This is a genomic window from Pseudomonas sp. OIL-1 (genome assembly GCF_010669185.1).
Taxonomy (GTDB): domain Bacteria; phylum Pseudomonadota; class Gammaproteobacteria; order Pseudomonadales; family Pseudomonadaceae; genus Halopseudomonas; species Halopseudomonas profundi.
This window is the reverse complement of record NZ_CP048629.1, coordinates 635155-661358: the sequence shown is the minus strand read 5'-3', so window position 1 is coordinate 661358 and position 26204 is coordinate 635155. Positions and strand designations below refer to the sequence as shown.

At 59.0% G+C, this 26204-nt stretch carries 29 protein-coding genes and 2 tRNA genes; 21 read left to right on the top strand and 10 right to left on the bottom strand.

Annotated features, from left to right (window positions below; translation table 11 throughout):
* Positions 1-60 precede the first annotated feature (60 nt).
* Complete coding sequence (locus G3M63_RS03020; RefSeq protein ID WP_150301775.1) at positions 61-558, top strand: TIGR02444 family protein; 498 nt, start codon at positions 61-63, stop codon at positions 556-558.
* 22 nt (positions 559-580) lie between these two features.
* Here the strand turns inward: G3M63_RS03020 and G3M63_RS03015 are convergent, their stop codons facing one another.
* The 6 genes from G3M63_RS03015 to G3M63_RS02990 form a co-directional block, all read right to left on the bottom strand.
* Positions 581-1099: an AlgP family protein gene (locus tag G3M63_RS03015; protein ID WP_150301776.1), complete on the bottom strand. Its 519-nt coding sequence runs from the start codon at positions 1097-1099 to the stop codon at positions 581-583.
* Between the two features lie 2 nt (positions 1100-1101).
* A complete protein-coding gene (gene rsd, locus G3M63_RS03010; RefSeq protein WP_150301777.1) occupies positions 1102-1584 on the bottom strand; it encodes a sigma D regulator in 483 nt (160 codons plus the stop codon).
* A gap of 183 nt (positions 1585-1767) precedes the next feature.
* Positions 1768-2286, bottom strand: a complete 519-nt coding sequence (locus G3M63_RS03005) for a disulfide bond formation protein B (RefSeq protein ID WP_150301778.1) — start codon at positions 2284-2286, stop codon at positions 1768-1770.
* Between the two features lie 125 nt (positions 2287-2411).
* On the bottom strand, positions 2412-2909 hold the full coding sequence (gene secB, locus G3M63_RS03000; protein ID WP_150301779.1) for a protein-export chaperone SecB: 498 nt from the start codon (positions 2907-2909) through the stop codon (positions 2412-2414).
* A 56-nt stretch (positions 2910-2965) separates the two neighbouring features.
* Complete coding sequence (gene grxC / locus G3M63_RS02995) at positions 2966-3223, bottom strand: glutaredoxin 3 (protein WP_150301780.1); 258 nt, start codon at positions 3221-3223, stop codon at positions 2966-2968.
* Position 3224: 1 nt separating this feature from the next.
* Entirely contained in the window at positions 3225-3659 is a 435-nt protein-coding gene (locus G3M63_RS02990) for a rhodanese-like domain-containing protein (RefSeq protein WP_150301781.1), read from the bottom strand.
* Positions 3660-3839: 180 nt separating this feature from the next.
* On the opposite strand from G3M63_RS02990, the gene gpmI reads away from it, so the two are divergent.
* The 4 genes from gpmI to G3M63_RS02970 all read left to right on the top strand — a co-directional run bounded on the left by gpmI (position 3840) and on the right by G3M63_RS02970 (position 8887).
* Entirely contained in the window at positions 3840-5378 is a 1539-nt protein-coding gene (gpmI, locus tag G3M63_RS02985; RefSeq protein WP_150301782.1) for a 2,3-bisphosphoglycerate-independent phosphoglycerate mutase, read from the top strand.
* 13 nt (positions 5379-5391) lie between these two features.
* A complete protein-coding gene (locus tag G3M63_RS02980; protein ID WP_150301783.1) occupies positions 5392-6576 on the top strand; it encodes a murein hydrolase activator EnvC in 1185 nt (394 codons plus the stop codon).
* 89 nt (positions 6577-6665) lie between these two features.
* Complete coding sequence (locus G3M63_RS02975) at positions 6666-7949, top strand: S41 family peptidase (RefSeq protein ID WP_150301784.1); 1284 nt, start codon at positions 6666-6668, stop codon at positions 7947-7949.
* Positions 7946-8887: a divergent polysaccharide deacetylase family protein gene (locus tag G3M63_RS02970; RefSeq protein ID WP_150301785.1), complete on the top strand. Its 942-nt coding sequence runs from the start codon at positions 7946-7948 to the stop codon at positions 8885-8887. The genes G3M63_RS02975 and G3M63_RS02970 overlap by 4 nt, the downstream gene beginning before the upstream one ends.
* Positions 8888-9132: 245 nt before the next feature.
* Here G3M63_RS02970 and hisF read toward each other — a convergent pair whose 3' ends face one another.
* From hisF to hisB, 4 genes are all read right to left on the bottom strand, one after another.
* Positions 9133-9906 carry an imidazole glycerol phosphate synthase subunit HisF gene (gene hisF, locus G3M63_RS02965; RefSeq protein WP_150301786.1) on the bottom strand — a complete coding sequence of 258 codons (774 nt, stop codon included), beginning with the start codon at positions 9904-9906 and terminating at the stop codon, positions 9133-9135.
* 31 nt (positions 9907-9937) lie between these two features.
* Entirely contained in the window at positions 9938-10675 is a 738-nt protein-coding gene (gene hisA, locus G3M63_RS02960) for a 1-(5-phosphoribosyl)-5-[(5-phosphoribosylamino)methylideneamino]imidazole-4-carboxamide isomerase (protein ID WP_150301787.1), read from the bottom strand.
* A gap of 109 nt (positions 10676-10784) precedes the next feature.
* Positions 10785-11432: an imidazole glycerol phosphate synthase subunit HisH gene (gene hisH / locus G3M63_RS02955; protein ID WP_150301788.1), complete on the bottom strand. Its 648-nt coding sequence runs from the start codon at positions 11430-11432 to the stop codon at positions 10785-10787.
* A 3-nt stretch (positions 11433-11435) separates the two neighbouring features.
* Positions 11436-12029: an imidazoleglycerol-phosphate dehydratase HisB gene (gene hisB, locus G3M63_RS02950; RefSeq protein ID WP_150301789.1), complete on the bottom strand. Its 594-nt coding sequence runs from the start codon at positions 12027-12029 to the stop codon at positions 11436-11438.
* A gap of 111 nt (positions 12030-12140) precedes the next feature.
* Between hisB and G3M63_RS02945 the strand changes: the two genes are divergently transcribed.
* The 16 genes from G3M63_RS02945 to phnD all read left to right on the top strand — a co-directional run bounded on the left by G3M63_RS02945 (position 12141) and on the right by phnD (position 26197).
* The gene (locus G3M63_RS02945; RefSeq protein ID WP_150301790.1) at positions 12141-13253 is read left to right on the top strand and encodes an NAD(P)/FAD-dependent oxidoreductase; all 1113 of its coding nucleotides are present in this window, start codon (positions 12141-12143) and stop codon (positions 13251-13253) included.
* Between the two features lie 64 nt (positions 13254-13317).
* Entirely contained in the window at positions 13318-15486 is a 2169-nt protein-coding gene (locus G3M63_RS02940; RefSeq protein ID WP_150301791.1) for an AsmA family protein, read from the top strand.
* Entirely contained in the window at positions 15483-16529 is a 1047-nt protein-coding gene (gene mutY, locus G3M63_RS02935) for an A/G-specific adenine glycosylase (protein ID WP_150301792.1), read from the top strand. The genes G3M63_RS02940 and mutY overlap by 4 nt, the downstream gene beginning before the upstream one ends.
* Positions 16530-16561: 32 nt before the next feature.
* A complete protein-coding gene (locus G3M63_RS02930; RefSeq protein ID WP_163981829.1) occupies positions 16562-16834 on the top strand; it encodes an oxidative damage protection protein in 273 nt (90 codons plus the stop codon).
* 87 nt (positions 16835-16921) lie between these two features.
* A tRNA-Phe gene (locus G3M63_RS02925) sits at positions 16922-16997 on the top strand.
* Positions 16998-17544: 547 nt separating this feature from the next.
* Entirely contained in the window at positions 17545-18426 is an 882-nt protein-coding gene (locus G3M63_RS02920; RefSeq protein WP_371923569.1) for a DMT family transporter, read from the top strand.
* 241 nt (positions 18427-18667) lie between these two features.
* The gene (locus G3M63_RS02915; protein ID WP_163981827.1) at positions 18668-19435 is read left to right on the top strand and encodes an ABC transporter ATP-binding protein; all 768 of its coding nucleotides are present in this window, start codon (positions 18668-18670) and stop codon (positions 19433-19435) included.
* A 12-nt stretch (positions 19436-19447) separates the two neighbouring features.
* Entirely contained in the window at positions 19448-20197 is a 750-nt protein-coding gene (locus G3M63_RS02910; RefSeq protein ID WP_163981826.1) for an ABC transporter substrate-binding protein, read from the top strand.
* A 46-nt stretch (positions 20198-20243) separates the two neighbouring features.
* Entirely contained in the window at positions 20244-20936 is a 693-nt protein-coding gene (locus tag G3M63_RS02905; RefSeq protein ID WP_150301797.1) for an ABC transporter permease, read from the top strand.
* Positions 20933-21634 (top strand): ABC transporter permease, encoded by a 702-nt coding sequence (locus G3M63_RS02900; RefSeq protein WP_163981825.1) that lies wholly within the window; start codon positions 20933-20935, stop codon positions 21632-21634. The genes G3M63_RS02905 and G3M63_RS02900 overlap by 4 nt, the downstream gene beginning before the upstream one ends.
* Positions 21635-21637: 3 nt before the next feature.
* On the top strand, positions 21638-22834 hold the full coding sequence (locus tag G3M63_RS02895; protein WP_163981824.1) for a methyltransferase: 1197 nt from the start codon (positions 21638-21640) through the stop codon (positions 22832-22834).
* Positions 22835-23167: 333 nt separating this feature from the next.
* Positions 23168-23243 (top strand) — tRNA-Thr (locus G3M63_RS02890).
* 249 nt (positions 23244-23492) lie between these two features.
* Complete coding sequence (locus G3M63_RS19680) at positions 23493-23981, top strand: helix-turn-helix domain-containing protein (protein WP_371923520.1); 489 nt, start codon at positions 23493-23495, stop codon at positions 23979-23981.
* Positions 23978-24154 (top strand): AlpA family transcriptional regulator, encoded by a 177-nt coding sequence (locus G3M63_RS19675; protein WP_150301800.1) that lies wholly within the window; start codon positions 23978-23980, stop codon positions 24152-24154. The genes G3M63_RS19680 and G3M63_RS19675 overlap by 4 nt, the downstream gene beginning before the upstream one ends.
* Before the next feature lie 355 nt (positions 24155-24509).
* Complete coding sequence (phnC, locus tag G3M63_RS02880; RefSeq protein ID WP_150301802.1) at positions 24510-25337, top strand: phosphonate ABC transporter ATP-binding protein; 828 nt, start codon at positions 24510-24512, stop codon at positions 25335-25337.
* Positions 25334-26197, top strand: coding sequence for a phosphate/phosphite/phosphonate ABC transporter substrate-binding protein (gene phnD, locus G3M63_RS02875; protein ID WP_150301803.1), 864 nt, complete (start codon positions 25334-25336; stop codon positions 26195-26197). Before phnC ends, phnD begins: the two co-directional genes overlap by 4 nt.
* Positions 26198-26204 lie beyond the last annotated feature (7 nt).

Here is a 26204-nt window from a genome sequence, read left to right as displayed (position 1 = left end):
TGGTTGCGATGGCGGCGTCTCAGAGGTTCTAACAACGGCGAGCCGCTCTAAGGGGGGAGGATGAACGAATTGCAACAGGTTGAAGCTGGCGTGATGTTGCGCCGGTTTGCCGAGGGGGTATATGAGCAGCCAGGGGTCGAGCCGCTGTTGTTGGACCTGCAGGATAATCACGGCTGTGATGTGTTGTTGCTGCTCTACGCCTGTTGGCTTGGGCAGCGACGCGAAGCGGCTTCGTTCTCGCGGTGGGAGGCTATTGTCGATTGGCATTGGCCGTGGCAGGCCCAGGTCGTCACGCCGCTGCGAACCGCCAGACGCTTCCTCAAGGGACGCGAAGATTCAGCCGATCTGTATGTAAAGGTGAAGGGCTGCGAGTTGGAGGCGGAGCTTTTGCAATTGGAACGGCTGGCAAGCCATGACCGTGGGGAGGCGTTGGACATCAGGCGGGACGACTCTGTGGAGGAGCAGCTTGCGGCCTGCTGCGATGCACAGGGCATTGAACTGAGTGCCGCGCTCCGTGGACGGCTTGATCGGCTTGCAGTACTGGCGGCGCCCTTATAGGCACGCCGCCAGCACGGTTTATTCAGGCGTTGGTAGTGGCGCTGGCCGGCTTCTTGGCAGGGTTCTTGGAGCGTCCACGGCGCGGCCCGCTGCGTGGCCGCGGCGGCGGAGCCTGATCAGGATTGTCGCGTTTCTCAATCGCCTGGCTGACTTGCCCGTCGATCCGCTCGAAGCCCTTGGCCAGGCGCAATGTCTGACGGATATCCAGGCGTAGCTGCTTGACGTAGGCATCGGCTGAGTTACGCGCTTCGCTCAATTCCACTAGCGCAGCTTCCAGCTCATCAACCCGGCTCTGAGCCTTGTTAACCGATTTATGCTCTTCGCCGCTCTGCCGCGCAGCCAGTTTCTCGCGCGCCTCAGTCAGCTTGTCATCAAGTTTGGCTTTCTGACGTTCGAGTTTTTCCAGTGCCTTGACGGCGTCATGCTCGGCTTGCTGGCAGGCTTCACCCAGTTGCTCATTGAGCGTGCGGGTCAGGGTCTGCAAAAGGTGCAAGGGTGTCGGCACCCGTGAAGATTTCTTGCCTTGGGTAGTGGCTGTCACAATTACTCCAGTTTTTCGGGGGCGCTGAGCATGTCCTGATGGCAGTTATGCAGTACTTCGATGAGGCAGTCCTCGAGTTCGAAGCGCTCGTGCAGTAAACCGCCCAGCACCTTGAGGTCCTTCTGCATGGTTTCTTCGTCGAAATCGGTGGTGTCGCCGTATCGGTCGTTGAACGTCAGGGCGGCCTGGGTAATGGTTTCTATGCGGGGATAGACCTGGCCTGCAAGATCCAGGCTGCGGACGTCCTGAAGTTCCTCGGCCTCGCGTGTCAGCTGCTCGTAGATTTCAAAGTGACCGGCGCAGACATAGTCAATCAGGATGGTGCAAAAGGAGCCAAGTGCCTGCTCGGGATGGGCTGCGGACGGAGCGCGGTCGCGTAAACCGGTGAACTCCAGGACAACTTGTTTGCGCTCGGCCAGCCAGCGATCGACCATTTCATTGACACCGCCCCAGCGTTCCTGGGCTGTAGTGCAGCTGTCCAGCATTTTTTACACCTCTTCAGTGAGCGATCGTCATACCGGCGACCGAGATCCGGAGTGCTTGATTCATCATTGTGGCAACAGAATAGGCCACTCCGGTCTTCCGCATCAAGAGCTGAAACTGCCGGAGATCTGTCGTCACGCTACGCTGTTATGCGCTTGTGTCAGTAAAGCGTCGGGTCTGTTGGGTTAATCATTCCTGCGCAGCAGTTGCAGCAGACCGAACAGCACAAACCCGATGAAGGCGATCAACGTATATTCAGCGATGCTCAAGCCAAGGAATGTCCAGGTGACCGCTGCACAATCAGCGGTGCCGCTGAATACCAGGCGGAGCATTTCCTGAAAGGGCAGCACGTCCATCATGTAGTCGAGGCTTGGCAGGCAGGAAGGTAGCTGGTCCGCTGGTTGATGCTGCAGCCACACCTGGCGACCGGCGATAGCCACGCCGAATGCGGCTGATACTGTGATCAGTAGGCCATAGACACGCGCGGCCACCGGCCGCTTGCCTGTCGTGGTGGTCGGAACGGGGTTGTGCAAGACCGCGGCGAGACTGATCAGACCGAGAATGACGAACACTACGCGCTGCACGATACACAGCGGACAGGGCTCAAGACCCATTGCATGCTCCATGTACAACGCAACCGCTAGCAGTACGAGACACAGAATGAAGGAAAGCAGATAAAGCGGGCGGGAGGCGGGTTGGGTCATGCTTGTATCCGTCGAGGCGTTGGGCGGTGGCCTACCTTAGAACAAGGTATCGGGGCTGACAAGCGGAGCGCTGAGTTGTGATAACGCCGACCGCAACCGCGATCGGCGCTTGTGCGGTTGCCGGGTCAGGCGGTACCAGCGGCTTCCTGCTGACGGCGTTGTTCGTTCTGCGCGTACAGCGCGTCGAAGTTGACCGGCGACAACATCAGGGGAGGGAAGCTGCCACGGCCAACCAGGCTGTCGATCGCTTCGCGGGCATAGGGGAACAGGATGTTCGGGCAGAAGGCACCGAGCGTGTGACGCATCGCTGCTTCGTCCAGACCAGTGATGGCGAAAATACCCGCCTGCTGTACTTCAGCAATGAAGGTGACTTCATCTTCACCGTTGGTCACGGTGGCGGACAGGCTCAGCACCACTTCGTGGATGCCTTCCTGAAGCTGGGTGTGGCGGGTATTCAGATCAAGATTGACCTTGGGGCTCCATTGAGTCTGAAACACCGCCGGCGACTTCGGCGACTCGAAGGAAAGATCCTTGACGTAGATACGCTGCAGGCTGAACTGCACGGCAGGCTGATCCTGGCCTGCGCCGTTGGCAGTTTGATTGTTCTGGTTGTCGTCGGCCATATTCGGTCCTTAAGTATGTTGTTTTTGATGTTGTAGCGGCGGGATCTTTTCCCGGACTATTTGCCCAGCATGGAATCCAGTTTGCCGGAGCGTTCCAGGGCGACCAGTTGATCGCAACCGCCCACGTAGGTGTCGTTGATCCAGATCTGCGGTACCGATGTGCGCCCGCCGGCAAGGCGAGTCATTTCGGCCCGAACCGCTGGCTGACCGTCAACCACGATTTCCTTGTACTGAATCTTCTTGCTGTCCAGCAACTGCTTGGCACGAATGCAAAAAGGACAATAGTTGCTGCTATAGATAGTTACTTCAGACATGTCATTTCACCAGTGGAAGATTGTCGGCTCGCCATCCGCTGATGCCCCCGACCAGCCTGTGCACATTGTTGTGCCCGGCTGCCTTGAGCTGTTTGGCGTAAGCCCCGGCATGCTGACCATTGGCGCAAACCAGGATGATTGGCTTGTCCTTGTACTTGTCCAGTTCTACCAGACGCGTTGGCAGGCTGTCATGGGGAATGTTGATCGAGTCGACGATATGGCCAGCCGCATAATCTTTCTTGGGACGGATATCGACGACCTGGGCATTCTCCCGATTGATCAGATTGGTGGCCTGTTGCGTGGTGATGGATTTTCCAGCCTTGCGACCTTCAGTAATGATCAGCAGGGTCACTACCACCAGAAAGGCGAGAGCGAGCAGATAATGGTTGCCGAGAAACTCGGTGAATTTTTCGATGAACTGCAAAAGAGCCTGCATTGGACGTGTTCCGGGGTCGATAAAGTCCGCCAGTATACACAGCACGTCTCGGTCACAGAACCTCCCCGTGCATGACAGCCCGGTGCGCTGCAAGTAAACTGTCGGCAACATGCCTGTCGGGTCTTGCGAGGCCGTCGGCGGGTACGCTTTCCACGAAGACAACCTGCGAGCCTACTCCGTATGACAGCTGCCCCAAAACCACTGGTACTGATGATTCTCGACGGCTTCGGCCACAGCGAATCACCCGAATCCAACGCCATCATGGCCGCGCGGACCCCGGTCTGGGATCGGCTCTGGTCGACCGCGCCGCACACGCTGGTGTCGGGCTCGGGCATGGATGTGGGGTTGCCGGATGGCCAGATGGGCAACTCGGAAGTGGGCCATATGAATCTGGGCGCCGGCCGTGTCGTCTACCAGGATTTCACGCGCGTCACCAAGTCCATCATGGAGGGGGACTTCTACGAGAATCCCGAGCTGTGCAAGGCGGTCGATGCCGCGGTCAAGGTTGATCGCGCAGTGCATATCATGGGCCTGTTGTCACCAGGTGGTGTACACAGCCATGAGGAACAGCTGGTGGCGATGGTCGAGCTTGCCGCGCGTCGTGGGGCTAGCCAGATCTACGTACATGCGTTTCTGGACGGCCGCGATACGCCGCCGCGCAGCGCGGCACCTTCACTTGAACTGCTCGAAGAAGCCTATCGGCGCCTGGGCAAAGGCAGAACGGCGAGTCTGATTGGCCGTTATTTCGCCATGGATCGCGACAACCGTTGGGAGCGTGTTGAGGCAGCCTACAACCTGGTCGCCGAAGGCCAGGCGAGTTTCTCTGCTGTTGCGGCTGCCGAAGCGCTAGCCGCTGCCTACGAACGAGATGAGAGCGACGAGTTCGTCAAGGCAACCGCCATCGGCACGCCAGTACGGGTGGAAAATGGCGATGCGGTGATCTTCATGAACTTCCGTGCTGACCGTGCCCGGGAACTGACGCGCGCATTTGTCGAGCCTGATTTCGATGGGTTCACCCGCCAACGTCAGATCCAGCTGGGTGGTTTTGTCATGCTTACCCAGTATGCAGCGAACATCCCCGCACCCTGCGCATTTCCGCCGTCTTCGCTGGACAATGTGTTGGGCGAATACCTCGCCAAGCAGGGCAAGACCCAGCTGCGGATTGCCGAGACCGAGAAGTACGCGCACGTCACGTTCTTTTTCTCCGGCGGACGTGAAGAGCCATTCGAGGGCGAAGAGCGCATTCTGATCCCGTCTCCTCAGGTGGCGACATACGACCTGCAGCCGGAGATGAGCGCGCCCGAAGTCACTGACCGCATCGTCGAGGCGATCGAGCAGCAGCGCTACGATGTAATCATCGTCAACTACGCCAACGGTGACATGGTTGGGCATACCGGTGTGTTCGAGGCGGCAGTCGCGGCAGTCGAGTGTCTGGATGCCTGCATCGCACGTATTACCGACGCGCTGGCCAAAGTAGGTGGCGAAGCCCTGATCACAGCTGACCATGGCAATGTTGAACAAATGTCGGACGACAGTACCGGTCAGGCACATACCGCGCACACCTGTGAGCCGGTACCTTTCGTCTATGTCGGTCAGCGCAACGTTACTCTGCGCGACGGCGGTATTCTGTCCGACGTGGCACCGACCATGCTGGCACTGCTCGGCCTGGAGCAACCGGCTGAAATGACGGGTCGCTCCATTGTCAGTCTGGCGCCCTGAGGGAGCCGCGCCGATGCGATTTGGCCAGGGCTGGCGAGCAATGTCATGGCGTGCCGGAGCGCTGGCGGCGCTGATGGCATGCGCAGGCGCGCTGGCGGTCCCGGTTTTGGCGCAGGATTCGCGCGAAGCCAAGGCGGAGCTCAAACAGACTGAACAGGAGATCGCCCGGCTCAAGAAAATGCTCGGCGAACTCGAGCAGGACATGTCCGGGCTCGAGCAGGAGCTCAAGCAGAGCGAGTCGGAAATTGGTCGCCTGCAAAAGGAAAGTGAAACCCTTGAACAGCAGATCGAAGAGGGCGAATCCCGCATTGATGACCTGCACGACCAGGCTGAAGCATTACAGGTGGCCCTCCAGGAGCAGGAACAACAGATTGCCCGCCAGGCTCGCTCTGCCTATATGGCTGGCCAGCAGGATTACCTGAAGCTGGTACTGAACCAGGATGATCCTGCTCGCGTCGCCCGGATGATGCGCTATTACGAATATGTCAGCCGCGCGCGCATGGAAGAGATCACGACCTACAACCACACATTGGCTCAGATACGGCAGGCCAGCGCGGCGATTGCGCGCGAGCAGGCGCAGCTGCATGAAAATCGCGAACAGTTGGCCGAGCGACAGCAAGCCGTAGAGGCGGAACGCGAGACGCGGGCGGAACTGCTGGCCAGTCTCAAAAGTGAAAGCCGCACCAGCGAGCAGCAGCTCAAGCAACGCCAGTCCGAGCGTGCGGAACTGGCCGCATTGATCAAGAAGCTCGATGAAGCCATCACCAGCATCCCGACGCCGGCCGGCAGTCTGCCGTTTGCGGACGCCAAAGGTAAGTTGCCGCTGCCGGTCAAGGGCAGTATCCAGTCGAAGTTCGGCAGCCAGCGGGGCGACGATGCGCGTCTGAAGTGGGACGGCCTGGTCATAACGGCCGAAGCTGGCACGACAGTGCATGCCATTCATGGTGGCCGCGTAGTCTTTGCCGACTGGTTGCGCGGTTCCGGTCTGCTGCTGATTCTCGATCACGGCAATGGTTATCTCAGCCTGTACGGCCACAACCAGGCGCTGTTGCGCGACGTGGGCACCTGGGTTCAGCCAGGCGAGGCCATTGCCACCGTCGGCAGCAGCGGTGGCCTCTCCAGCTCGTCGCTGTATTTCTCTATCCGCAAACAGGGCCGTGCACTGGACCCGTTAGCCTGGTGTATGCTGTCGAGCTGATGAGGACGCTGTGAAACATCTCGCCCGACTGGCGTGGTGGTTTACCGGCGGTTTCTCAGACCAAATCAATTCTGTGTTCGGAGAGTTAGATGACTGCTGCGCGTACCTTGTCCGCTATCTGCCTGAGCCTTGCTCTTGCTGTCGTTCCGGCTCATGCCCAGCGTCAGGACGAGGCGCCCGCTGCGCCCCTGCCTCTGGACGACCTTCGTACCTTTGCTGAAGTGCTCGAGCGCATCCGCGCCGCCTATGTTGAGCCGGTGGATGACGCCACGCTGCTGCAGAATGCCATTCAGGGCATGCTCGAGGGGCTGGATCCGCATTCTTCATACATGGAGCCCGAAGCCTTCCGTGGACTGCAGGACACCACAACCGGCCAGTTTGGCGGGCTAGGTATCGAGGTTGGCCAGGAAGACGGCATGATCAAGGTCATCTCTCCGATCGACGACACCCCCGCAGCCAAGGCGGGCATCCAGGCCGGCGATCTGATCGTCAAGATTGATGATCGGTTGGTCAAGGGCATGACCCTGATGGAAGCGGTCGAGCTCATGCGCGGGGAGGCTGGCACCAAGGTTGTGCTGACGCTGGTGCGCGGTGAAGGACGGCCCTTTGATGTTGAGCTGGAGCGCGCCGTGGTCAAGGTGGCCAGCGTGCGCACCGAAGATCTGAATAATGGTTACGCCTACCTGCGGATCACCCAGTTCCAGAACAATACCGGCGATGAAGTGCGGGACACCCTGGCTCGTCTGAACAAGAAAGAGCAATTCAGAGGGCTGGTGCTGGACCTGCGTAATAACCCGGGCGGCGTGCTGCAAAGCGCCGTAGAGGTAGCCGACAGCTTTCTTGATGAAGGTCTGATCGTGTACACCAAGGGGCGGCTCAGCAATTCCGATATGCGCTTCAATGCCACCAGTAACAATCCCAGCAAGGACGTTCCCGTCGTCGTATTGATCAACGGCGGTTCGGCCTCGGCTTCGGAAATTGTTGCCGGAGCGCTGCAGGACCATTCCCGCGCCGTCATCATGGGAACTGACAGCTTCGGCAAGGGGTCGGTGCAAACCGTGCTGCCGCTTAACAATGATCGCGCACTGAAGCTCACTACAGCCCTGTATTACACGCCGAATGGTCGCTCGATTCAGGCGCAGGGCATCGTCCCGGATATTCGCGTCGAGCGCGGTCACCTGGTTCGGGACGAGCAGGAAGCCGGCTACCGGGAGGCGGATCTGGAAGGTCATCTGAACAACGAAAATGGTAACCAGCGGCCGACGATTCGTACGCCAGTCAACCAGGGTGATAATCCTGAAGAGACCGATTATCAACTCAGCCAGGCGCTTAACCTGCTCAAAGGTCTGAATATCACCCGCGCCAAACAATGAAGCGAATGGTCTTGGGGCTGCTGGCAATACAGCTCGCAGCCTGCAGTGACCCTGTGCCCGAATCAGCCATCGATGAGCACATTGCCGAGCCTGCCAATGAGCCAGTCGAGGCTCGGCTCCCGATTGTCCGGCCGGCTACTCCCGAGGCAGACCTTCTGCGCGTGGAGTGGATGCGTATCGAGCATGCGGGTTGGGAAACCCTGGCACAGCAGGTTGAACAGCCATTGCAGTCAGTACCCGTGGCCGGACGAGAGCGTCCGGGCGAGATGCCTGCGCTGGGTATCATCATCGACGATCTCGGCCACAACTATTCGAGGGGTCGTCGGGTCATTGATCTGCCCGCGCCCGTCACGCTGGCAATCCTTCCGCATACCGCCATAGCCGCCCGGCTAGCCAAAGAAGCCAGCGCAGCAGGACGCACTGTCATATTGCACCTGCCCATGCAGAACGGCGCGAACCTGTCGCCTGGCCCGGGCGCGCTCTTTGCCGATATGAACCGCGAGACTTTCACCGCCACGCTGCAAGGCAATCTGGATGATTTCGGCCCGCTATCCGGCGTCAATAATCACATGGGCAGTCTGCTCACTACGTTGCGCCCGCAGATGGACTGGCTGATGGATGAGCTGCGTGAGCGTGATTTGTTCTTTGTAGATAGTCGAACATCAGCGCAGACCCAGGCGGCCTTTGCCGCCCAGGAGCACGGCGTACCGCATCTGCCGCGGGACGTGTTTCTGGATAATGAGCTAACGCCCGGAGCGTTGCAGAATGCTTTTGATCGGGCGTTGGCCGAGGCGCGAAAAAACGGCGTGGCGGTGCTGATTGGTCATCCGCATGAACAGACACTGGCGTTTCTTGAGCAGGTGTTGCCGGGGCTGGAGCAGCGTGAAGGGGTGCGGGTTGTGGCGATGGAGGAGTTGGTGGGGCGGAATAGGCGCTGAGTGTGGTGTGAAGCCAAACCAAGGCGTCCTTCGGCCGCCGATCGCGGCGAGTCGCCCCTCCCACAAATTAGTTTTTTTGTCAGACGCTAGATCCGTGCCGAGATCCAGATGTAAGGCGGGTGTCAGTCATTGTCCGTCTAAGCAAGCTGTCAATAGTTCACTGCGCACCATAACTGTGGGAAGGGCGATCGGGGCGCCGAACCGTCGCCGCGATTGGCGGCCGCAGGACGCCCCGGGGGCTGGCTCTACAGCCGCATCTCTATCCCACGCTCAGCCATATACGCCTTGGCTTCGCCGATGGTGTACTCACCAAAGTGAAAAATACTCGCCGCCAACACCGCATCGGCGCCGCCTTCCAGCACGCCATCCGCCAGATGTTGCAGATTGCCGACCCCGCCAGATGCAATGACCGGGATATGCAGCGCATCGCTGATGGCGCGGGTGACGCCCAGGTCGAAGCCGCTTTTCATGCCGTCCTGGTCCATGCTGGTCAGCAGGATCTCGCCGGCGCCGAGGGCCTGCATCTTGCGCGCCCACTCGACGGCGTCCAACCCGGTGGGTTTGCGGCCACCATGGGTGAATATCTCCCAGCGCGGCGTCTCGCCGTCAGCTGAGACGCGCTTGGCGTCAATGGCTACGACAATGCACTGGCTGCCGAAACGGTCAGCCGCCTCGCCAACAAATTCTGGATTGAACACCGCAGCGGTGTTGATCGAGACCTTGTCAGCGCCGGCATTCAGCAGATTGCGGATATCGCTGACGGTGCGCACGCCGCCGCCTACGGTCAGCGGAATGAAGACTTCACTGGCCATGCGTTCGACGGTGTGCAGTGTGGTATCGCGTTCCTGATGGCTGGCGGTGATATCCAGGAAGGTAATCTCGTCCGCGCCCTCTTCGTTATAGCGACGGGCAATCTCAACCGGGTCGCCGGCGTCACGGATGCTCTCGAACTTCACGCCCTTGACCACGCGGCCATTGTCCACGTCCAGGCAGGGGATGATTCTTTTTGCCAGTGCCATATTCAGATCCTCGTTGGAACAGAGCCGGCTGTCAGCCTTGCGCCGCGTCGCAAAGCGCCTGGGCTTCGGCGACGTTCAGCGTACCTTCATAGATAGCGCGCCCGGTAATGGCGCCGACGATTCCCGGTGCACGTGCATCGAGCAGGCTTTGAATATCGCCCAGGTTATGGATGCCGCCGGAAGCAATGACGGGGATCGAGGTTGCGTTCGCCAGCGCCGCGGTGGCTTCAACGTTGCAGCCCTGCATCATTCCGTCCTTGGCAATATCGGTATAGACAATCGCCGATACGCCGTCGGCTTCGAAACGCCTGGCCAGATCCGTGACCTGGATTTCGCTGACTTCAGCCCAGCCGTCGGTGGCGACGAAGCCGTCCTTGGCGTCCAGCCCGACAATCACCTTGCCGGGGAAGGCGCGGCAGGCTTCGCCGACAAACTCCGGCTGCTTGACCGCCTTGGTGCCGATGATCACGTAGTTGACGCCCGCACGGACATAATGCTCGATAGTTTCCAGGGAACGGATGCCACCGCCAATCTGGATCGGCAGATTCGGATAGCGGCGAGCGATCGCGGTAACCACTTCCCCATTGACCGGCTTGCCTTCGAAGGCGCCGTTCAGGTCGACCAGATGCAGACGGCGACAGCCGGCCTCCACCCACTTGGCGGCCATGGCCACCGGGTCGTCGGAAAATACGGTGGCGTCATCCATAAGGCCCTGGCGCAAACGTACGCACGCGCCGTCCTTGAGGTCGATAGCGGGAATGATCAACATGGAATATGTTCCTTGGTTTGCGGCATCGCTGTAGGCAGAAGGCTTGGGATTGGCAGGCTGGGCACTGAGTGGCTTATCCAGCCTGCTGGCTCAAGCGGTATGTTCGGGGTTACCAGCGCCCATCCCAGGCCAGAAAGTTCTGCAACAACTGCAGTCCATTGGTGTGGCTTTTCTCGGGGTGAAACTGGGTAGCAAAGACATTGTCCTGGGCCAGCGCCGCGGCAATGTCGACGCCATAATGGCAACGGCCGGCCAGTTGCGTCTGGCGCGCCGGAACGCCGTAATAGCTGTGCACGAAATAGAAGCGCGCGTCCTGTTCGATACGGTGCCACAGCGGGTGATCAAGCGTCTGCTTGACCTGGTTCCAACCCATGTGGGGGACCTTGAGGCGGGTGCCGTCTCCTTCGCGCAATTCATCGCCGAAGAATTTCACCTTGCCGGGAAACAGTCCGAGACCGTCCACACCGCCGTTTTCCTCGCTGTGCTCAAGCAGCATCTGCATGCCGACACATACACCCAGCAACGGCTTTTGCGTGGCGACCTGGCGCACCACCTCGTCCAGGCCGAGCTGGCGCAACTCGCTGACGCAGTCGCGGATCGCGCCGACACCGGGCAATACCACGCGGTCGGCGGCCAGGATGATCTGCGGGTCGCTGGTCAGTTCAACGTGGCGCGCGCCGACATGCTCGAGCGCCTTGGCGACGGAGTGCAGATTGCCCATGCCATAGTCAATAACCGCTACGTGAGTGTTCACCATGAATTACAGACAACCTTTAGTGGAGGGCATCATGCCGGCCATACGCGGGTCCTCTTCAATGGCCATGCGCAGCGCACGACCAAAGGCCTTGAACACGGTTTCGATCTGGTGATGCGTGTTGGTGCCACGCAGCGTGTCGATGTGCAAGGTCACCAATGCGTGATTTACGAAGCCCTGGAAGAACTCCTGGAACAGATCGACGTCGAAGCCACCAACCGTTGCACGGGTAAAGGGCACATGCATCTGCAGGCCGGGCCGTCCGGAGAAGTCGATTACCACGCGCGAAAGTGCTTCATCGAGCGGAACATAGGCATGACCGTAACGACGAACGCCTTTCTTGTCGCCCAGCGCCTTGGCAAAAGCCTGGCCGAGCGTGATGCCGACGTCTTCCACGGTGTGGTGGTCGTCAATATGCAAATCGCCGCGACAGTGTATCTTCATGTCGATCAGACCGTGCCGGGCTATCTGGTCCAGCATGTGCTCAAGAAAGGGAACGCCGATATCGAAGTCCGCCTGGCCGGTACCGTCCAGATTGATGTCGACTTTGATTCGCGTTTCCAGCGTGTTGCGCTCGACGCTTGCCTTGCGCTCAGCCATGGCAGTTCTCCAGTAATACGATCAAGGCCGAGCATTATACGTACAGCGTGGGGTGCGGGCTACATCAGGGCTCAGGAATGTGGAACAGGGTAATTCAGCAAGGGAATAGCAATGAACGATTGTGACGTAGTGGTAGCAGGGGCCGGCGTGGTCGGCCTGGCAATAGCCCAGCATCTGGCCGCCAGCGGCCGTTCGGTAATGGTGTTGGAGCAAGAAAGCTGGCCGGGCCAGCATGCATCGAGCCGCAACAGTGAAGTCATCCATGCGGGTATCTACTATCCGCCGGGCTCGTTGAAGGCAGCATTGTGCAAGCAGGGGCGCGATCTGCTGTATGACTGGAGCGAACGCCATAACGTACCGCATCGGCGTATCGGCAAGCTGTTGGTGGCGGTAGAGCCCGGTGAAATAGTCGCACTGCAGGCGCTGCACGACAACGCCTCGGCCAACGGCGTCGAGCTGCAATGGCTGAGCGCCGAGCAGGTGCACGAGCTGGAGCCGGACGTCAAAGCTGTCGCCGGCCTGTTTTCGCCGCTGACCGGTATCATCGACAGCCATGCGCTGATGCAGTCATACGAAGCGGCGTTGCAGGCCAATGGCGGAACGCTGGTCTGCAATGCGCGCATCGAGCGCGTCGAGCCGACGCCGGATGGATTGCGTGTCAGCGGCCACAGCGCGGGCGAGGCTTTCGAGTTGAGCACTGCCTGGCTGATCAATGCCGGGGGGTTGTTTGCGCAGCAGCTGGCGGCCAGCGTGAAGGGGGTTCCGGCCTCGGTGATACCGCCTGTGCATTACTGCAAGGGCAGTTATTTCGCCTATAGCGGGCCGTCCCCCTTCCGGCATTTGGTTTATCCTATGCCCGAAGCCAACACCGCAGGACTCGGTGTGCATGCGACGCTTGATATGGGCGGTCAGCTGCGCTTCGGTCCGGATGTGCTATATCAGGACGATCTGAATTATCAGGTTGCCCCGTCGCTGGCGCCGAGCTTCGCCCGGGCCATTTGCCGTTATTGGCCGCAGTGCGAGCCGGAACGCCTAGTGCCTGGCTACGCTGGCATCCGCGCCAAGCTCAGCGGTCCGGGTGAAGTGGCTCGCGATTTCACCCTGCAGGATGCGCGCACGCACGGTATTTCCGGACTGATCAACCTGTTCGGAATCGAGTCGCCGGGTCTGACGTCCAGCCTCGCCATTGCCGAGAAAGTAGCCATGCTGATGGACAGGCTCTAAGGTAATGCGTTTTACGATACATACAGCGGGCCGCGGGTCCGGGCATGAATAACAAGGGGTACCCATGAAAGCGCTGAAAATAGTTGGTCTGGTGGTGTTCGGCTTACTGGTGCTGGGGGTGGGGCTGCTGTTTTTCCTGACTCGCATATTCGACCCGAATGACTACAAGGAAAATATCCAGCAGGCCGCGCGCGAGCACGCCAACGTCGAGCTGACGCTGGAGGGTGATATCGCCTGGTCATTGTTCCCCTGGTTGGGTATCGAGCTCGAGCAGGTTGGCGTTGCACCGCTCGAGCAGCCTGATCAGCAGCTGGCACAAGTCGGTTCCATGGGGCTTGGCGTCAAGGTACTGCCGCTGTTGCGCAAGCAACTGCGCATGGATGATGTGATTCTCGACAGCGTCAGTCTCAATCTGGTTCGCAACCAGCAGGGCGTCGGTAACTGGGAATCGATCGGTGCCAGCGAAGAGGTGGTGCAGGAAGAGGGCGCAACCACCGAGGCTGAACCGGCGCAGGCCGGCGGTGATCTGGATATCGCCATCGAGAGCGTACGCATCACCAACGCCAACGTGCGTTACACCGATGAGCAGGCGGGGCAGAGCCTGCAGATGGAAGACATCAATCTGACCACGGGTGCGCTGATTGAGGGTGAGTCATTCGATGTCGAGTTTCTTGGGCTGCTGATTGTGGACGATCCGGCACTGCGTGTGCGCCTGGATCTGAACAGCGTGGCGCGTTTTGACCTGAGCCAGAATCGTTATGAGCTGGAAGCTATCGATCTCAAGGTCGATGCCAGCGGTACGCCGTTCTCGGGGCGTGCGGTCAGTCTGGAACTGCAGGGTAACGCACTGGTGGATCTGACCGAGCAGATCGCCGAGCTTAATGAAATGCGCCTCACCGTCGCCGATATGCGTGCCACCGGCCAGCTCAAGGCTACTGATCTGAGCGGCGAGATGAAACTCACCGGTAATCTGGATGCCGCGGAATTCGACGGCCGCAAATTCATTCGCTCGCTGGGACAGGAGTTGCCGGAAACCTCCGACCCCCGCGCTCTGGAAGCGGTAGCGCTATCGGCCAATATTGATGGCACCGCCAACAGCCTTATGCTCAACGATCTCAAGCTGGTCGTCGATGGTAGCGAGCTGACCGGCGACGCCGGACTGGCGGACATTGAGCGTCAGGCGCTGCGCTTCAATCTCACCGGTAACACCCTGAACATCGACAAATATCTCCCAGCCGAGGAAGCGCCGAGCGAGGACGCAGCCCCGACGCCAGTATTGCCTTCGGGTGGCAGCCGCTCGGGCATCGCACCGCCGGCCTGGAGCGACGAGGCAGTGCTGCCGCTGGAAACACTCGCCACGCTGGACGTCGACGGTAAGCTGAGCCTGCAGGAAGTCATCGTTACCGGTCTGACCATCAGCCCCTTCGAGGTCAGCGTGCTGGCCAAGGATGGCCTGGTTCAGCTGCGGCAGTTGAGTGGTGGCGTGTTTGGCGGCGAGTTTGCTGCGCAGGGCCAGATCAACACCCGCAGCACCCCCACCACTGTCAGTATCAAACCTGTTCTGACCAACATCGATTCGTTGGCGCTACAGGAAGCCTACGAACAGCCGCCACAGATCCGCGGGCTGGTTGACCTGAATGCGGATTTGCAGGCGCAGGGCAACAGCATCTACCGGTGGATGGATACCCTTGATGGCAACGCCAGCTTCACCGTGAATGACGGCGCGTTGGTCGGCGTCAATCTCGAGCAGCAGCTGTGCAGTGCTATCGCACTGGCCAATCGCAAGGCGTTGTCGGAGTCCCGTGGTGGACAGGACACGCCGTTCCGCCGGCTGCAGGGCAGCTTCAATATCGAAGACGGCCAGGTGCGCAACGACGATCTGGTCGTCGCGTTACCGGGCATTGCAGCCAGGGGCCGCGGCAGTGTGAACCTGCCGCAGCAGAAGCTGGATTACCGCCTTGGTCTGGAGATTCAGGGTGACACCCGCGAAATGCCGGATCCGGCCTGCCAGGTCAATGAGCGCTATGTCGGTATCGAATGGCCAATTCGTTGTGAAGGTTTTCTGCATAACGCCGCCAGTAGTTGTGGTGTGGATGGTGACGGCGTGGCGAAAATTGCCGGACGTCTGATTGGCGACGAAGCCAAGCGCAAGGTCGAGGAAAAACTCGAAGACGAACTGGGTGATAAGGCGCCTGCCGTGCGTGATGCGCTGCGAGGTCTGTTAGGCCGGTGAGTCCCGCAGCTTTTTCGCAGGCGGTGCTGGAATGGTATGACCGCCACGGCCGCAAGGATCTGCCCTGGCAACAGGATATGACGCCCTACCGGGTATGGGTGTCGGAAATAATGCTGCAGCAGACCCAGGTGGCCACGGTCATCCCGTATTACCAGCGCTTCATGGAGGAGCTGTCCAGCGTTCAAGCGCTGGCTGCTGCTCCCGCCGATGAGGTTCTGCACCTGTGGACCGGACTCGGTTATTACAGCCGCGCGCGCAACCTGCACAAGGCTGCGCAGGCTGTTGTCGAGCACTTTGATGGCGTGTTTCCCACCAGCGTTGAAGGGCTCACCCAGCTGCCGGGGATAGGTCCATCAACTGCGGGCGCCATTGCCAGCCTGAGCATGGGGCTGCGCGCGCCCATTCTCGATGGCAACGTCAAGCGCGTGCTGGCTCGGTATCACGCCGTGGAAGGCTGGCCAGGCGAGCGTACGGTGCACGACAGACTCTGGGAAATGGCCGAGCGCTACACGCCGACCGAACGCGTCGATCATTACACCCAGGCCATGATGGATCTAGGTGCCACGCTGTGTACCCGTAGCAAGCCAAGCTGCCTGGTATGTCCGCTGCAAACCGGATGTGAGGCGCGCCAGTTGGGTCAGCCAACCCGCTACCCGAACCCGCGTCCGAAGAAAGTGTTACCGGTGCGCCAATGCGTGATGCCAATGCTGGTCAACCCGGATGGTGACGTGTGGCTCGAACGGCGGCCCGACTCGGGCCTCTGGGGCGGCCTGTGGAGTCCGCCGCAGCTGGACGATCTGGTTGGCCTGGAGCAGCTCGTCGAGCGCCTGGGCTGGCAATCAGCAGCGCCACAAGCGCTCGAGCCACTACGGCACACATTCAGCCATTTCCATCTGGATATTCAGCCGTTGGTTGTGCGGGTCGAGCCAGGTCATGCCGTGACCGAACCGGGGCAGGTCTGGTATAACCTGCGCCAACCCTCCCGCCTTGGACTGGCTGCGCCGGTCAAGAAACTACTCAAGCGGGCCGAATTGATCATCTAGCCGACTTTCCCACTTTTCTGAAGGAGTAGCCCATGACTCGCACGGTAATGTGCCGCAAGTACAAGCAGGAGCTTCCCGGACTCGACCGTCCGCCATATCCTGGCGCAAAAGGTGAGGCCATCTACAACGACGTCTCGAAGAAAGCCTGGGACGAGTGGCAGGCTCACCAGACCATGTTGATCAACGAACGTCGCCTGAACATGATGGATGCCGAGGATCGACGCTTCCTGCAGAGCGAAATGGAGAAATTCCTGTCCGGTGAAGATTACGCTCAGGCCGAGGGTTACGTGCGCCCGGCGCAATGACCGTCAGGTAAGCGGCTGAAAAAAAGGAATTATTTTCCAGGCCGCGCTTGACACATAACCTCTTAAACCGTTTAATAGCGCCCCGTTGCCCAGATAGCTCAGTCGGTAGAGCAGAGGATTGAAAATCCTCGTGTCGGCGGTTCGATTCCGTCTCTGGGCACCATTAATATCGACGAAAAGGCTCACCTCCGGGTGGGCCTTTTTGTTTTCCGCCTGCCGCACTCCTTTCTTGGTATTCCACCGTGCGGTGGGTGGGGTTCGATGTGTCTAGTGCGCGGGTTTTTAGCCGTTCCGATAAATGTATCGTTATGTTTCTGTAACAGCAGGTCACCCATTTGTGGTGTACGTTGAATGAACCACCCTTTGGCAGTAGTGGCCCTATGACCGATAAAAATAAACTCAAACCCTGCGCCTGGCCTAGATGTAACGGGCTGACCTTCGGCCGGTATTGCTTCCACCATCAACCCCTGGCGACCGCTTCCTGCGCCGAACCTGAAGAGAAGCGTTCCGATACGCGGTATCTGGATGACCGAAGCAGTTGACTGAGCCCGTGAGCCGCGGCTGATTCATCTGTCGTTTTAAAGGTACGCTCATCCATCTTCATATGCCCCGCGTCCGTCGTGTTGCATTCCAGGACGCTCATTGCCCCAACCGGGTGCGCTTGGCATGCTTGGAGCACCTCACAGTCACGCTGAATCTGATTCGGAGTACTGGTTATCCGCGCCTATGTTTACCTGCTGCTCGCAGTGTTTCTGTACGCCGGCAATATCCTGGTTGGTAAAGCAGTGGCCGGCACTTTGCCGCCCGTTTCGCTGGCCTTCGGGCGCGTGCTGGTTGCGTTGATTGCGGTGGTCTGTCTGTTCGGTCCAGCCGCATATCGGCAGCGCCAGCTATTGCTCCGTCAGTGGCGTGGATTGCTGGCGGTCGCTGTGTCTGGCGTCGCGCTGTTTAACGTCTTCGTCTATTCCGCTCTCCAGCACACCAGCGCTACCAACGTGGCGGTATTGGAGTCGGGCGTGCCGGTCATCACTGCGTTGTGCATGGCGGCGTTTGTTGGCGAGCGCCTGAAAGCTCGGCAGTGGTTTGGTATTGTCCTGTCGGTTGCAGGCGCTGCGTGGGTAGTCTCCGCAGGCAATCCGGGCGAGCTGCTTGAGCAGGCGAACCGGGGTGATGTGCTGATGCTGCTGGCCGTGTGCGCCTGGGTCGGCTATTCCTTCACTATCAGGCGCTGGCTGGTCGGGATGCCTGCCTACGCAACCCTGGTACCGCTGATGTCCATCGCTGCGCTGATACTGGCGCCGATGGCGCTGGTTGAAAACGTACTGATAGAGCAGCGCTGGAGCCTGAGTGAAGAAGCCTTAATCGCCTTGTTATACTTGGGCCTGGGTCCCTCGCTTGTCGCCTTTGTAGCCTATAACCGTGCAGTGCTGTTAGTTGGGCCCTCGCGTTCAGCGGTATTGCTGAATCTTCTTCCGCTGGTGACCATGGCCGGCGGATTCTGGTGGCTGGGCGCTCCGATCACTCTGGTGCAGGTTGTTGGTGCGGTGGTAGTGGTGGTCGGCGTCACGCTGGTGGTATTCGAGCCGCGGTAACGGCATTGCGACCGGCGATCGCTCAATACATTCTGGATGTCAGTAATCAGGTTTATGGAAAGACTTTTGCATGAATATTCTATCCATGACCCGATGAGTGCTCTTGGTCATGTAACTGAGCTGTGCTAGTTTTGCGCGCATGACAGGATGATTGCAGATAAAGCTGCGTGATTCGTTCGGGCATAGCCTGCCCGAGCTCAATGTACAAGCGTCTGCGGACGCATGGATCGGAAAGCCTTACGTGACACCGCCAGCTTTGGAAGTGCGTGACCTGCACAAGCGCTACGGCGACCTTGAGGTACTCAAGGGCGTTGATCTTACTGCCCGCGACGGCGATGTTATCTCCATTCTTGGCTCCTCCGGGTCGGGCAAAAGTACCCTGTTGCGCTGTATAAACCTCCTCGAGAATCCTCATAAAGGACAAATCGTGGTGGCCGGCGAAGAAATGAAACTCAAGCCCGGTCGTGACGGTGCGCTGGTCGCTGCCGACAACAAGCAGATCAATCGTTTGCGTGCCAATATCGGCTTCGTCTTCCAGAGCTTCAACCTGTGGCCGCACATGAGCATTCTCGACAACATCATCGAGGCTCCGCGGCGCGTGCTGGGTCAGCGCAAAGCCGATGCGGTTGCCGCAGCGGAACTGTTCCTGGAAAAAGTGGGCATCGCCGACAAGCGCCACGCTTTTCCTGCGCAGCTGTCCGGTGGCCAGCAACAGCGCGCCGCTATTGCCCGCACTCTGGCCATGCAGCCACGTGTCATCCTGTTTGACGAACCGACTTCTGCCCTGGACCCGGAGATGGTCCAGGAGGTGCTGAACGTGATCCGAACGCTGGCCGACGAAGGACGTACTATGCTGTTGGTCACCCACGAGATGGGCTTTGCAAGGAATGTGTCCAGTCAGGTCGTTTTTCTGCATCAGGGACAAGTCGAGGAAATCGGTACGCCCGAACAGGTCTTCGATAATCCCGTGTCCGAACGTTGTAAACAGTTCATGTCCAGCCACAGGTAAGGAGTTTTAACCATGAAGAGCTACAAGAAGGTTTTGCTGGCCGCTGCGATGTCCCTGTTCATGAGTGCCCCGGCAATGGCGGAAACGTTGCGCATTGGTACCGAGGGCGCGTATCCGCCCTTCAACATGATCAATAGCGAAGGTGAGGTGGTCGGTTTCGATATCGATATCGGCATGGCGCTCTGTGAGGAAATGGGCGTCGAGTGCACGGTAGTCACCTCCGACTGGGACGGCCTGATTCCAGCACTGAATACCCGCCGGTTTGACTTCCTGATCGCCGGCATGTCCATCACCGACGAGCGCAAACAGGCTGTCGATTTCACCGATCCGTACTACACCAACAAGCTGCAATTTGTTGCGCCGAAGAAATCTGATTTCAAGGTCGATAAAGCCAGCCTGGAAGGCAAGACCATCGGCACCCAGCGCGCCACACTCGCGGGTCAATGGCTCGAAGACAATCTGGGCGACGTGGTCGATATTCGCCTGTACGACACCCAGGAGAATGTTTATCTGGAGCTGAACTCCGGCCGTATCGATGGCGCGCTGGCAGACAAGTTCGTCCAGCATGACTGGCTGCAATCCGAAGCCGGCCAGGACTTCGAGTTCAAGGGCGAGCCAGTGTTTGATGATGACGAGATCGGCATTGCCGTGCGCAAGGGTGATCCGCTGCGCGAGCGTCTGAACAAAGCGCTGGCGGCCATCATCGAAGACGGCACCTACCAAGAGATCAACGCCAAATACTTTCCCTTCAGCATTCGCTGACCTGACGACCGGGCCCCGCGGGGCCCGGCGCGACTGAAAGATGCCCATGTTTGATTTGCACGGTTTTGGTCCGGCCCTTCTCGAAGGGACCTGGATGACGATTCGTTTGTCCCTGGCAGCGGTAGCGCTGGGGCTGTTACTCGGTCTGCTTGGTGCCAGCGCCAAGATCTCAGGCAACGTACTGCTGCGCGGCGTTGGCGGCTTCTATACCTCGGTTGTGCGCGGAATCCCGGAAACTCTGTGGGTGCTGATGGCTTACTTCGGCACCGTTTCGCTGATGAATGCGCTGGGCAGTTACTTCGGTAACCCGTATCTGACGCTAAGCCCGTTCCTGGCTGGAACGCTGGCGCTTGGGTTATGTTTCGGTGCCTACGCCACGGAAGTCTTCCGTGGCGCGCTGCTGTCGATCTCCCCCGGACAGAAAGAGGCGGGGCTGGCGCTGGGCATGTCGAACATGCGGATCTTCTGGCGTATTACCCTGCCGCAACTGTGGCGAGTCGCTCTGCCGGGGTTGGGTAATTTGTATCTCATCCTGCTGAAAGACACTGCCCTGGTATCGCTGATCACGCTCGAAGAAGTACTGCGCAAGGCCCAGGTCGCTGCCAATGCCACCAGGGAACCCTTCACCTTTTACTTCACCACCGCTCTGATCTATCTGGGCCTGACAGTCATCATCATGGCCGCACTGCACTGGTTTGAACGCCGGGCGAACAAGGGCTACGCAAGGACCGAGCTATGACCTGGGCTGAACGCTGGGCAACGATTCAACCCTGGCTGCCGCAGCTGTGGGAAGGCACGCTGGTAACGCTGGAACTGGTCGGCCTGGCCGTATTGATCGGGCTGATACTCGCCATTCCGCTGGGGCTGGGCAGAGCCTCACGGCACTGGTACATCCGCGCCGTGCCCTATTCGTACATCTTCTTCTTCCGCGGCACACCGCTGATTCTGCAGCTGTTTCTGGTGTATTATGGCTTGTCGCAGTTCGAGGTGGTACGCGACAGCATGTTCTGGCCCTACCTGCGCGAACCCTATTGGTGTGCGCTGATTACGATGACGCTGCACACCGCCGCCTACATCGCCGAGATCCTGCGCGGCGCCATTCAGGCGGTACCACCCGGTGAAGTGGAAGCCGCCAGAGCGCTCGGCATGTCGCGTAGCCAGGCACTGCAATACATCATCCTGCCGCGGGCGATTCGTATCGGCCTGCCGGCCTATGGCAACGAGGTCATCCTCATGCTCAAGGCCAGCGCAGTGGTCTATACCGTTACCCTGATGGATCTCATGGGGGTGGTACGCACCATCAACTCACGCACCTACCAGTTCGAGCTGTTCTTCCTGGTAGCGGGGCTGATTTACCTGACTATCACCATTCTCTTCACCCAGTTATTCAAGCTGGTCGAGCACTGGCTCAAGATTGAGGCCAGTCGCAAGCGCTGAGCCATGGACTTCCTTGCGCGTTTTCAACAGCTGGATGCCTGGTTGAGTGAGCACCAGGCAGTCTGGCGCGCACGGCCTTTCACGCAGCTACAGCTGCCGTGGGAGCAGGTCTGGCCCGAGCTTTCCGTATTCTTGCGCGTCCGCTCGCTAGGGCAGGCCGAGCAAAACCACAACCAGCCCCATCTGCTCGACGCGCCTGCGCCCTTTACCGAGTTGGCTGCGCAGTCGCTCGCCTTGAGCCAGGTTGAAGACTGGTCACGTGCCCCGCCGAACCCGCTACCCGAATCGCTGACCCGCAATGTGCCGGGGCGCAAATGGCAGCAGATAACCCGCTTTGCTGATATTTCCCGCCAGCGTTTGCCGCAGCCCGCGCAGCACTGGCTGGATTGGTGTGCCGGCAAGGGCCACCTGGGCAGGCTGCTGGCCTTCACTGGCGGACAGCCGTTGAGCTGCCTTGAATACGACGGCGCGCTCAATGAGCAGGGCAGGGCGCTCAGTCATCAGTGCAATATTGAGGCGTCCCATGTAGATGCCGACGTGCTCAGTGCAAGCTCGTGGCAGCATCTGCAACCGCATCACACGCCGGTTGCCCTGCATGCCTGTGGCGAACTGCACATGACCCTGTTGCGCCAGAGCGTCGCCCGCGGCTGTGGACAACTGGTGCTGTCGCCATGTTGTTACAACCGGATCGAGACGGACAGCTATCAGCCACTCTCTGCCGCAAGCCGTAGGGCGCAGCTCAGCCTCAGCAAGGACGACCTCGCGCTGCCGCTGCTGGAAAGCGTCACAGCCGGACAGCGGGTGCGGCGGCTGCGTGATCAATCCATGGCCTGGCGCCTGGCGTTTGATCTGTGGCAGCGCGAAGCGCGCGGTGTTGATAGTTATCTTCCCACGCCTGCACGGCCGCAAAGCGCTTTGAATGTAGGTATCGCAGACTTCTGCCACAGCCTCGCCGCGCATCATCATCTTGAACTGCCAGAGCCGGCGGACTGGGGCGCGCTGGAATATGGCGGCTGGCAGCGGCTGGCCCAGGTACGCAACCTGGAGCTGGTCGGAGCGCTGTTCAGACGCCCCCTGGAAATCTGGCTGCTCCTCGACCGCGCCTTGTTTCTTCAGGAATCCGGCTACTGTGTACAACTCGGCCAGTTTTGCTCCACAAGCCTTACGCCGCGCAACCTGATGCTCGTTGGACATAAATAAACTGAACAGCCCACCACCAGCCTGTGAACGGCTTGCACACAGACTTATCCACAGATTATGGTTGTGCACTGTTATCCCCGACATCTGTGCATAATCATGTTGACGACAGCTTGATAGAGTTTTGCGGGCCTTTATCGGCGCGGCTTGTAGCGTACCGATCAAAAAATAACCTTGGTGGATAGTTTCGCAAAAACAAGGGGTTAACCCCGCTTTGTCAAGTGCTGCTACAGAAGTCATACACAAGTGCGATTAATCGCCGCACCGGCAAAAAAATAGTGGATAACTCGCCACAGGGCTTTACAGATCAGCCTGCATCTATATAATTCACCCCGCGCCGGTATAGCTCAGCTGGTAGAGCAACTGACTTGTAATCAGTAGGTCCCGAGTTCGACTCTTGGTGCCGGCACCAGCAAAATCAACGACTTAGGCCCGCCTCAAAAGCGGACCTTTTTCGTTTCTGGCGTTTGGGTACCACTTTGGGTACCACTTCTCTCCGCGATCATGCGTCTTCCCGCTTCTAACACCTTTCGCTAAAAAAACCGAAACTCGGTGTTTTATCGCACATTCTCCATCTCGCTTTCGTATTTCATAGGTATCGCCAATTCACGTAGGAGACGAAGGCGATGGCTTTTATTTCGATTTGCAAAGGTGGACATGTATGAATATCGAGCTCATGTCGGCCGTTTTTGCCCTGGAGTGTGACCCCCGCGACAAGAACCTAATGCTTTTTTTAGCGTTTCGCAGCAATGCAGATGGGTTGGCTTGGCCCGGAGTGGCTCGTATAGCGGAGGCAATTTCCCAGTCCCTGCGGTCGACACAAAGAAGACTTAAGCGTCTTGTCGCCCAAGGGTTGTTGGAAATTATCCCTCGTACGGCTGCAGGTGGCCGTCAGACATCAAATTTTTATCGTTTGCTTCCCGCGGTGTCTCAAGCCTCCGCCCCTGAGACCAGCATAGCCGGCAACGGGTCGGATTTGTCACTCTCGAGGGTGACAGCATGGGTGTCGCCCCAAGAATTAACAAAAGAAAGAAAATCTTCAGGGGTGGCATCTGGCGGCGAAGTTGGCAAGTACCACCTGGAACAGCTGCAGCAAAGGCTGAGGGGGAGATTCAGTACTAAGGTGGTCACGAACGGAGGCGATCAATGAGTACTAGCGAGGTGCTTAAGACCACCGATGAAATTTGCGCCATATTACGTGTCAGCCGTCAGACTCTTTGGCGACTGACGAAAGACAATCCATCCCTTCCAGGAAGAGTCAGGATCGGCCGGTTAACGCGTTGGTCTGAGAAAGAGCTGATAGGGTGGCTCAATTCCAGGTGACTCGGTAAGTGATAACTCTTGAGGACATCATCCATGGAGGGAGATGCCCTCCGGCGCACGCCAGAAGATCAAGCTACCTAGCCAAGTCTCTCGGCTCATCACGTCCCATAACGTTTGCTTCCGATATCAAAAAGTTCGAGCTGTCCAACTGCTGCTTCATCACGTGATAGCCAGGCGAAATGCTTCGCAGCATATCTTCGCTCGACTGCGGTTCCACGTGACCACCATGAAACTCGAGAGCCTCAGCCTTCACCTCGCTGTCACATTCTTGAAGCAATGCTTTAACACGCCCTGCGTACCTTTCTGAATTGCAAACCGCAATCCTGCGGCTTTCGAAATTGCGAAAGGTGATCATATGACGCTCCATCCGATACAGGACGCCGTGCTGCGTGTAGACCGGCTTAGTGTGGTCTACCCAGGCGGGGTAGCCGCGCTGCGCGATACGTCGGTGGCTTTCCGGCGTGGCGAATTTACGGTACTGCTTGGTCTCTCCGGTGCAGGCAAGTCGACCCTGCTCCGCAGTCTCAATCGACTGGTTATGCCTACGGACGGCACTGTATCCAGCGAGCTCGGCGAGCTTGGTGGTGGCTCCACCCTCCGGCAGCACCGTCGGCGTACCGCCATGGTTTTCCAGCATCATCAATTGATCGAGCGCCAGAGCGCGCTGGCGAACGTGCTGACTGGTCGGCTGGCGTTTCACAGTACCTTCCGGTCACTGTTTCCGTTGCCACGCGCTGATCAGGAGATTGCGCTCCAATGCCTCGCACGAGTAGGCCTGGCAGACAAGGCGCTGAGCCGGGTGGACAAACTGTCCGGTGGTCAGCAACAACGGGTGGGCATCGCTCGTGCGTTGGCCCAACAACCGGCGATTATCCTGGCCGACGAGCCGGTAGCCAGTCTTGACCCCGCCACCTCGGTTCGGGTTCTCGGCTTGCTCCGCGACATATGCAAGGAAGACGGCATAACCGCCATCGTCTCGTTGCATCAGCTCGAATATGCCCGCTGCTTTGCAGATCGGGTAGTCGGGCTGGCCGACTCTCAGATCGTTTTCGACGCCGCACCATCGGAACTCACTGATGCACAACTCGACCGGATTTATGCGGGCCGCACCACGATTCGGCCAGCAACTCCGTCGGCCGAAGTTACCGCAATGTTTGCACCCTCACTGGAGATGTCTCGATGAAACGTTTAACTACGATGTTACTCGCTTGTTTGCTGGCCGCGATCTCAAGTCTATCCGCCATAGCGGCGGACGCTGATCCGGATGTCCTGAAGGTCGCGCTGCTTCCGGACGAGAACGCCTCCGAGCTGATCAAGCGTAACCAGCCGCTGAAGGATTATCTGGAAAAACACCTTGAAAAAAAGGTACAGCTGATCGTAACGACCGACTATTCCTCGATGATCGAGGCGATGCGCTTTGGCCGTATAGACCTCGCGTACTTTGGTCCCCTGTCCTATGTCATGGCTAAGAGTAAAAGCGATATCGAGGCCTTTGCTGCCATGGTCATTGATGGCAAGCCCACGTATCGCTCTGTGATCATTGCCAACGTCGCCTCGGGCGTGAACGAGTACGCCGACCTCAGGGGCAAGAAGATGGCTTACGGTGACCGCGCTTCGACTTCCAGCCATCTGATTCCCAAGACCGTACTGCTCGAGACGGTTAGCCTCACAGGCGGACAGGACTATGAGCAGCATTTCGTTGGTACTCATGACTCGGTTGCGGTCAACGTGGCAAACGGCAACGCCGATGCGGGCGGGCTGTCCGAGGTGATCTTCAATCACGTGTCCGAGCGTGGTCTGATCGATCCAAGCAAGGTAAAGGTACTCGGCTATAGCGGCGAGTATCCGCAGTATCCCTGGGCGATGCGCTCCAACCTGAGCACTGAACTCAAGGCGAAGGTGCGTGATGTGTTCGTCGGTATCCACGACCCTGAAGTGCTGAGCAGTTTCAAAGCTGAAGCCTTCGCACCCATCACAGATGCTGATTACGACGTGATCCGCCAGATGGGATCGCTGCTCGGCCTCGACTTCGCCACGCTGTGAGGACCGA

Coding starts and splice junctions, on each gene's coding strand:
- G3M63_RS03020 (WP_150301775.1), top strand. CDS start 61: ATGAACGAATTGCAACAGGTTGAAGCTGGCGTGATGTTGCGCCGGTTT.
- rsd (WP_150301777.1), bottom strand. CDS start 1,584: ATGCTGGACAGCTGCACTACAGCCCAGGAACGCTGGGGCGGTGTCAAT.
- G3M63_RS03005 (WP_150301778.1), bottom strand. CDS start 2,286: ATGACCCAACCCGCCTCCCGCCCGCTTTATCTGCTTTCCTTCATTCTG.
- secB (WP_150301779.1), bottom strand. CDS start 2,909: ATGGCCGACGACAACCAGAACAATCAAACTGCCAACGGCGCAGGCCAG.
- grxC (WP_150301780.1), bottom strand. CDS start 3,223: ATGTCTGAAGTAACTATCTATAGCAGCAACTATTGTCCTTTTTGCATT.
- G3M63_RS02990 (WP_150301781.1), bottom strand. CDS start 3,659: ATGCAGGCTCTTTTGCAGTTCATCGAAAAATTCACCGAGTTTCTCGGC.
- gpmI (WP_150301782.1), top strand. CDS start 3,840: ATGACAGCTGCCCCAAAACCACTGGTACTGATGATTCTCGACGGCTTC.
- G3M63_RS02980 (WP_150301783.1), top strand. CDS start 5,392: ATGCGATTTGGCCAGGGCTGGCGAGCAATGTCATGGCGTGCCGGAGCG.
- G3M63_RS02975 (WP_150301784.1), top strand. CDS start 6,666: ATGACTGCTGCGCGTACCTTGTCCGCTATCTGCCTGAGCCTTGCTCTT.
- G3M63_RS02970 (WP_150301785.1), top strand. CDS start 7,946: ATGAAGCGAATGGTCTTGGGGCTGCTGGCAATACAGCTCGCAGCCTGC.
- hisF (WP_150301786.1), bottom strand. CDS start 9,906: ATGGCACTGGCAAAAAGAATCATCCCCTGCCTGGACGTGGACAATGGC.
- hisA (WP_150301787.1), bottom strand. CDS start 10,675: ATGTTGATCATTCCCGCTATCGACCTCAAGGACGGCGCGTGCGTACGT.
- hisH (WP_150301788.1), bottom strand. CDS start 11,432: ATGGTGAACACTCACGTAGCGGTTATTGACTATGGCATGGGCAATCTG.
- hisB (WP_150301789.1), bottom strand. CDS start 12,029: ATGGCTGAGCGCAAGGCAAGCGTCGAGCGCAACACGCTGGAAACGCGA.
- G3M63_RS02945 (WP_150301790.1), top strand. CDS start 12,141: ATGAACGATTGTGACGTAGTGGTAGCAGGGGCCGGCGTGGTCGGCCTG.
- G3M63_RS02940 (WP_150301791.1), top strand. CDS start 13,318: ATGAAAGCGCTGAAAATAGTTGGTCTGGTGGTGTTCGGCTTACTGGTG.
- G3M63_RS02930 (WP_163981829.1), top strand. CDS start 16,562: ATGACTCGCACGGTAATGTGCCGCAAGTACAAGCAGGAGCTTCCCGGA.
- G3M63_RS02910 (WP_163981826.1), top strand. CDS start 19,448: ATGAAGAGCTACAAGAAGGTTTTGCTGGCCGCTGCGATGTCCCTGTTC.
- G3M63_RS02905 (WP_150301797.1), top strand. CDS start 20,244: ATGTTTGATTTGCACGGTTTTGGTCCGGCCCTTCTCGAAGGGACCTGG.
- G3M63_RS02900 (WP_163981825.1), top strand. CDS start 20,933: ATGACCTGGGCTGAACGCTGGGCAACGATTCAACCCTGGCTGCCGCAG.
- G3M63_RS02895 (WP_163981824.1), top strand. CDS start 21,638: ATGGACTTCCTTGCGCGTTTTCAACAGCTGGATGCCTGGTTGAGTGAG.
- G3M63_RS19680 (WP_371923520.1), top strand. CDS start 23,493: ATGAATATCGAGCTCATGTCGGCCGTTTTTGCCCTGGAGTGTGACCCC.
- G3M63_RS19675 (WP_150301800.1), top strand. CDS start 23,978: ATGAGTACTAGCGAGGTGCTTAAGACCACCGATGAAATTTGCGCCATA.
- phnC (WP_150301802.1), top strand. CDS start 24,510: ATGACGCTCCATCCGATACAGGACGCCGTGCTGCGTGTAGACCGGCTT.
- phnD (WP_150301803.1), top strand. CDS start 25,334: ATGAAACGTTTAACTACGATGTTACTCGCTTGTTTGCTGGCCGCGATC.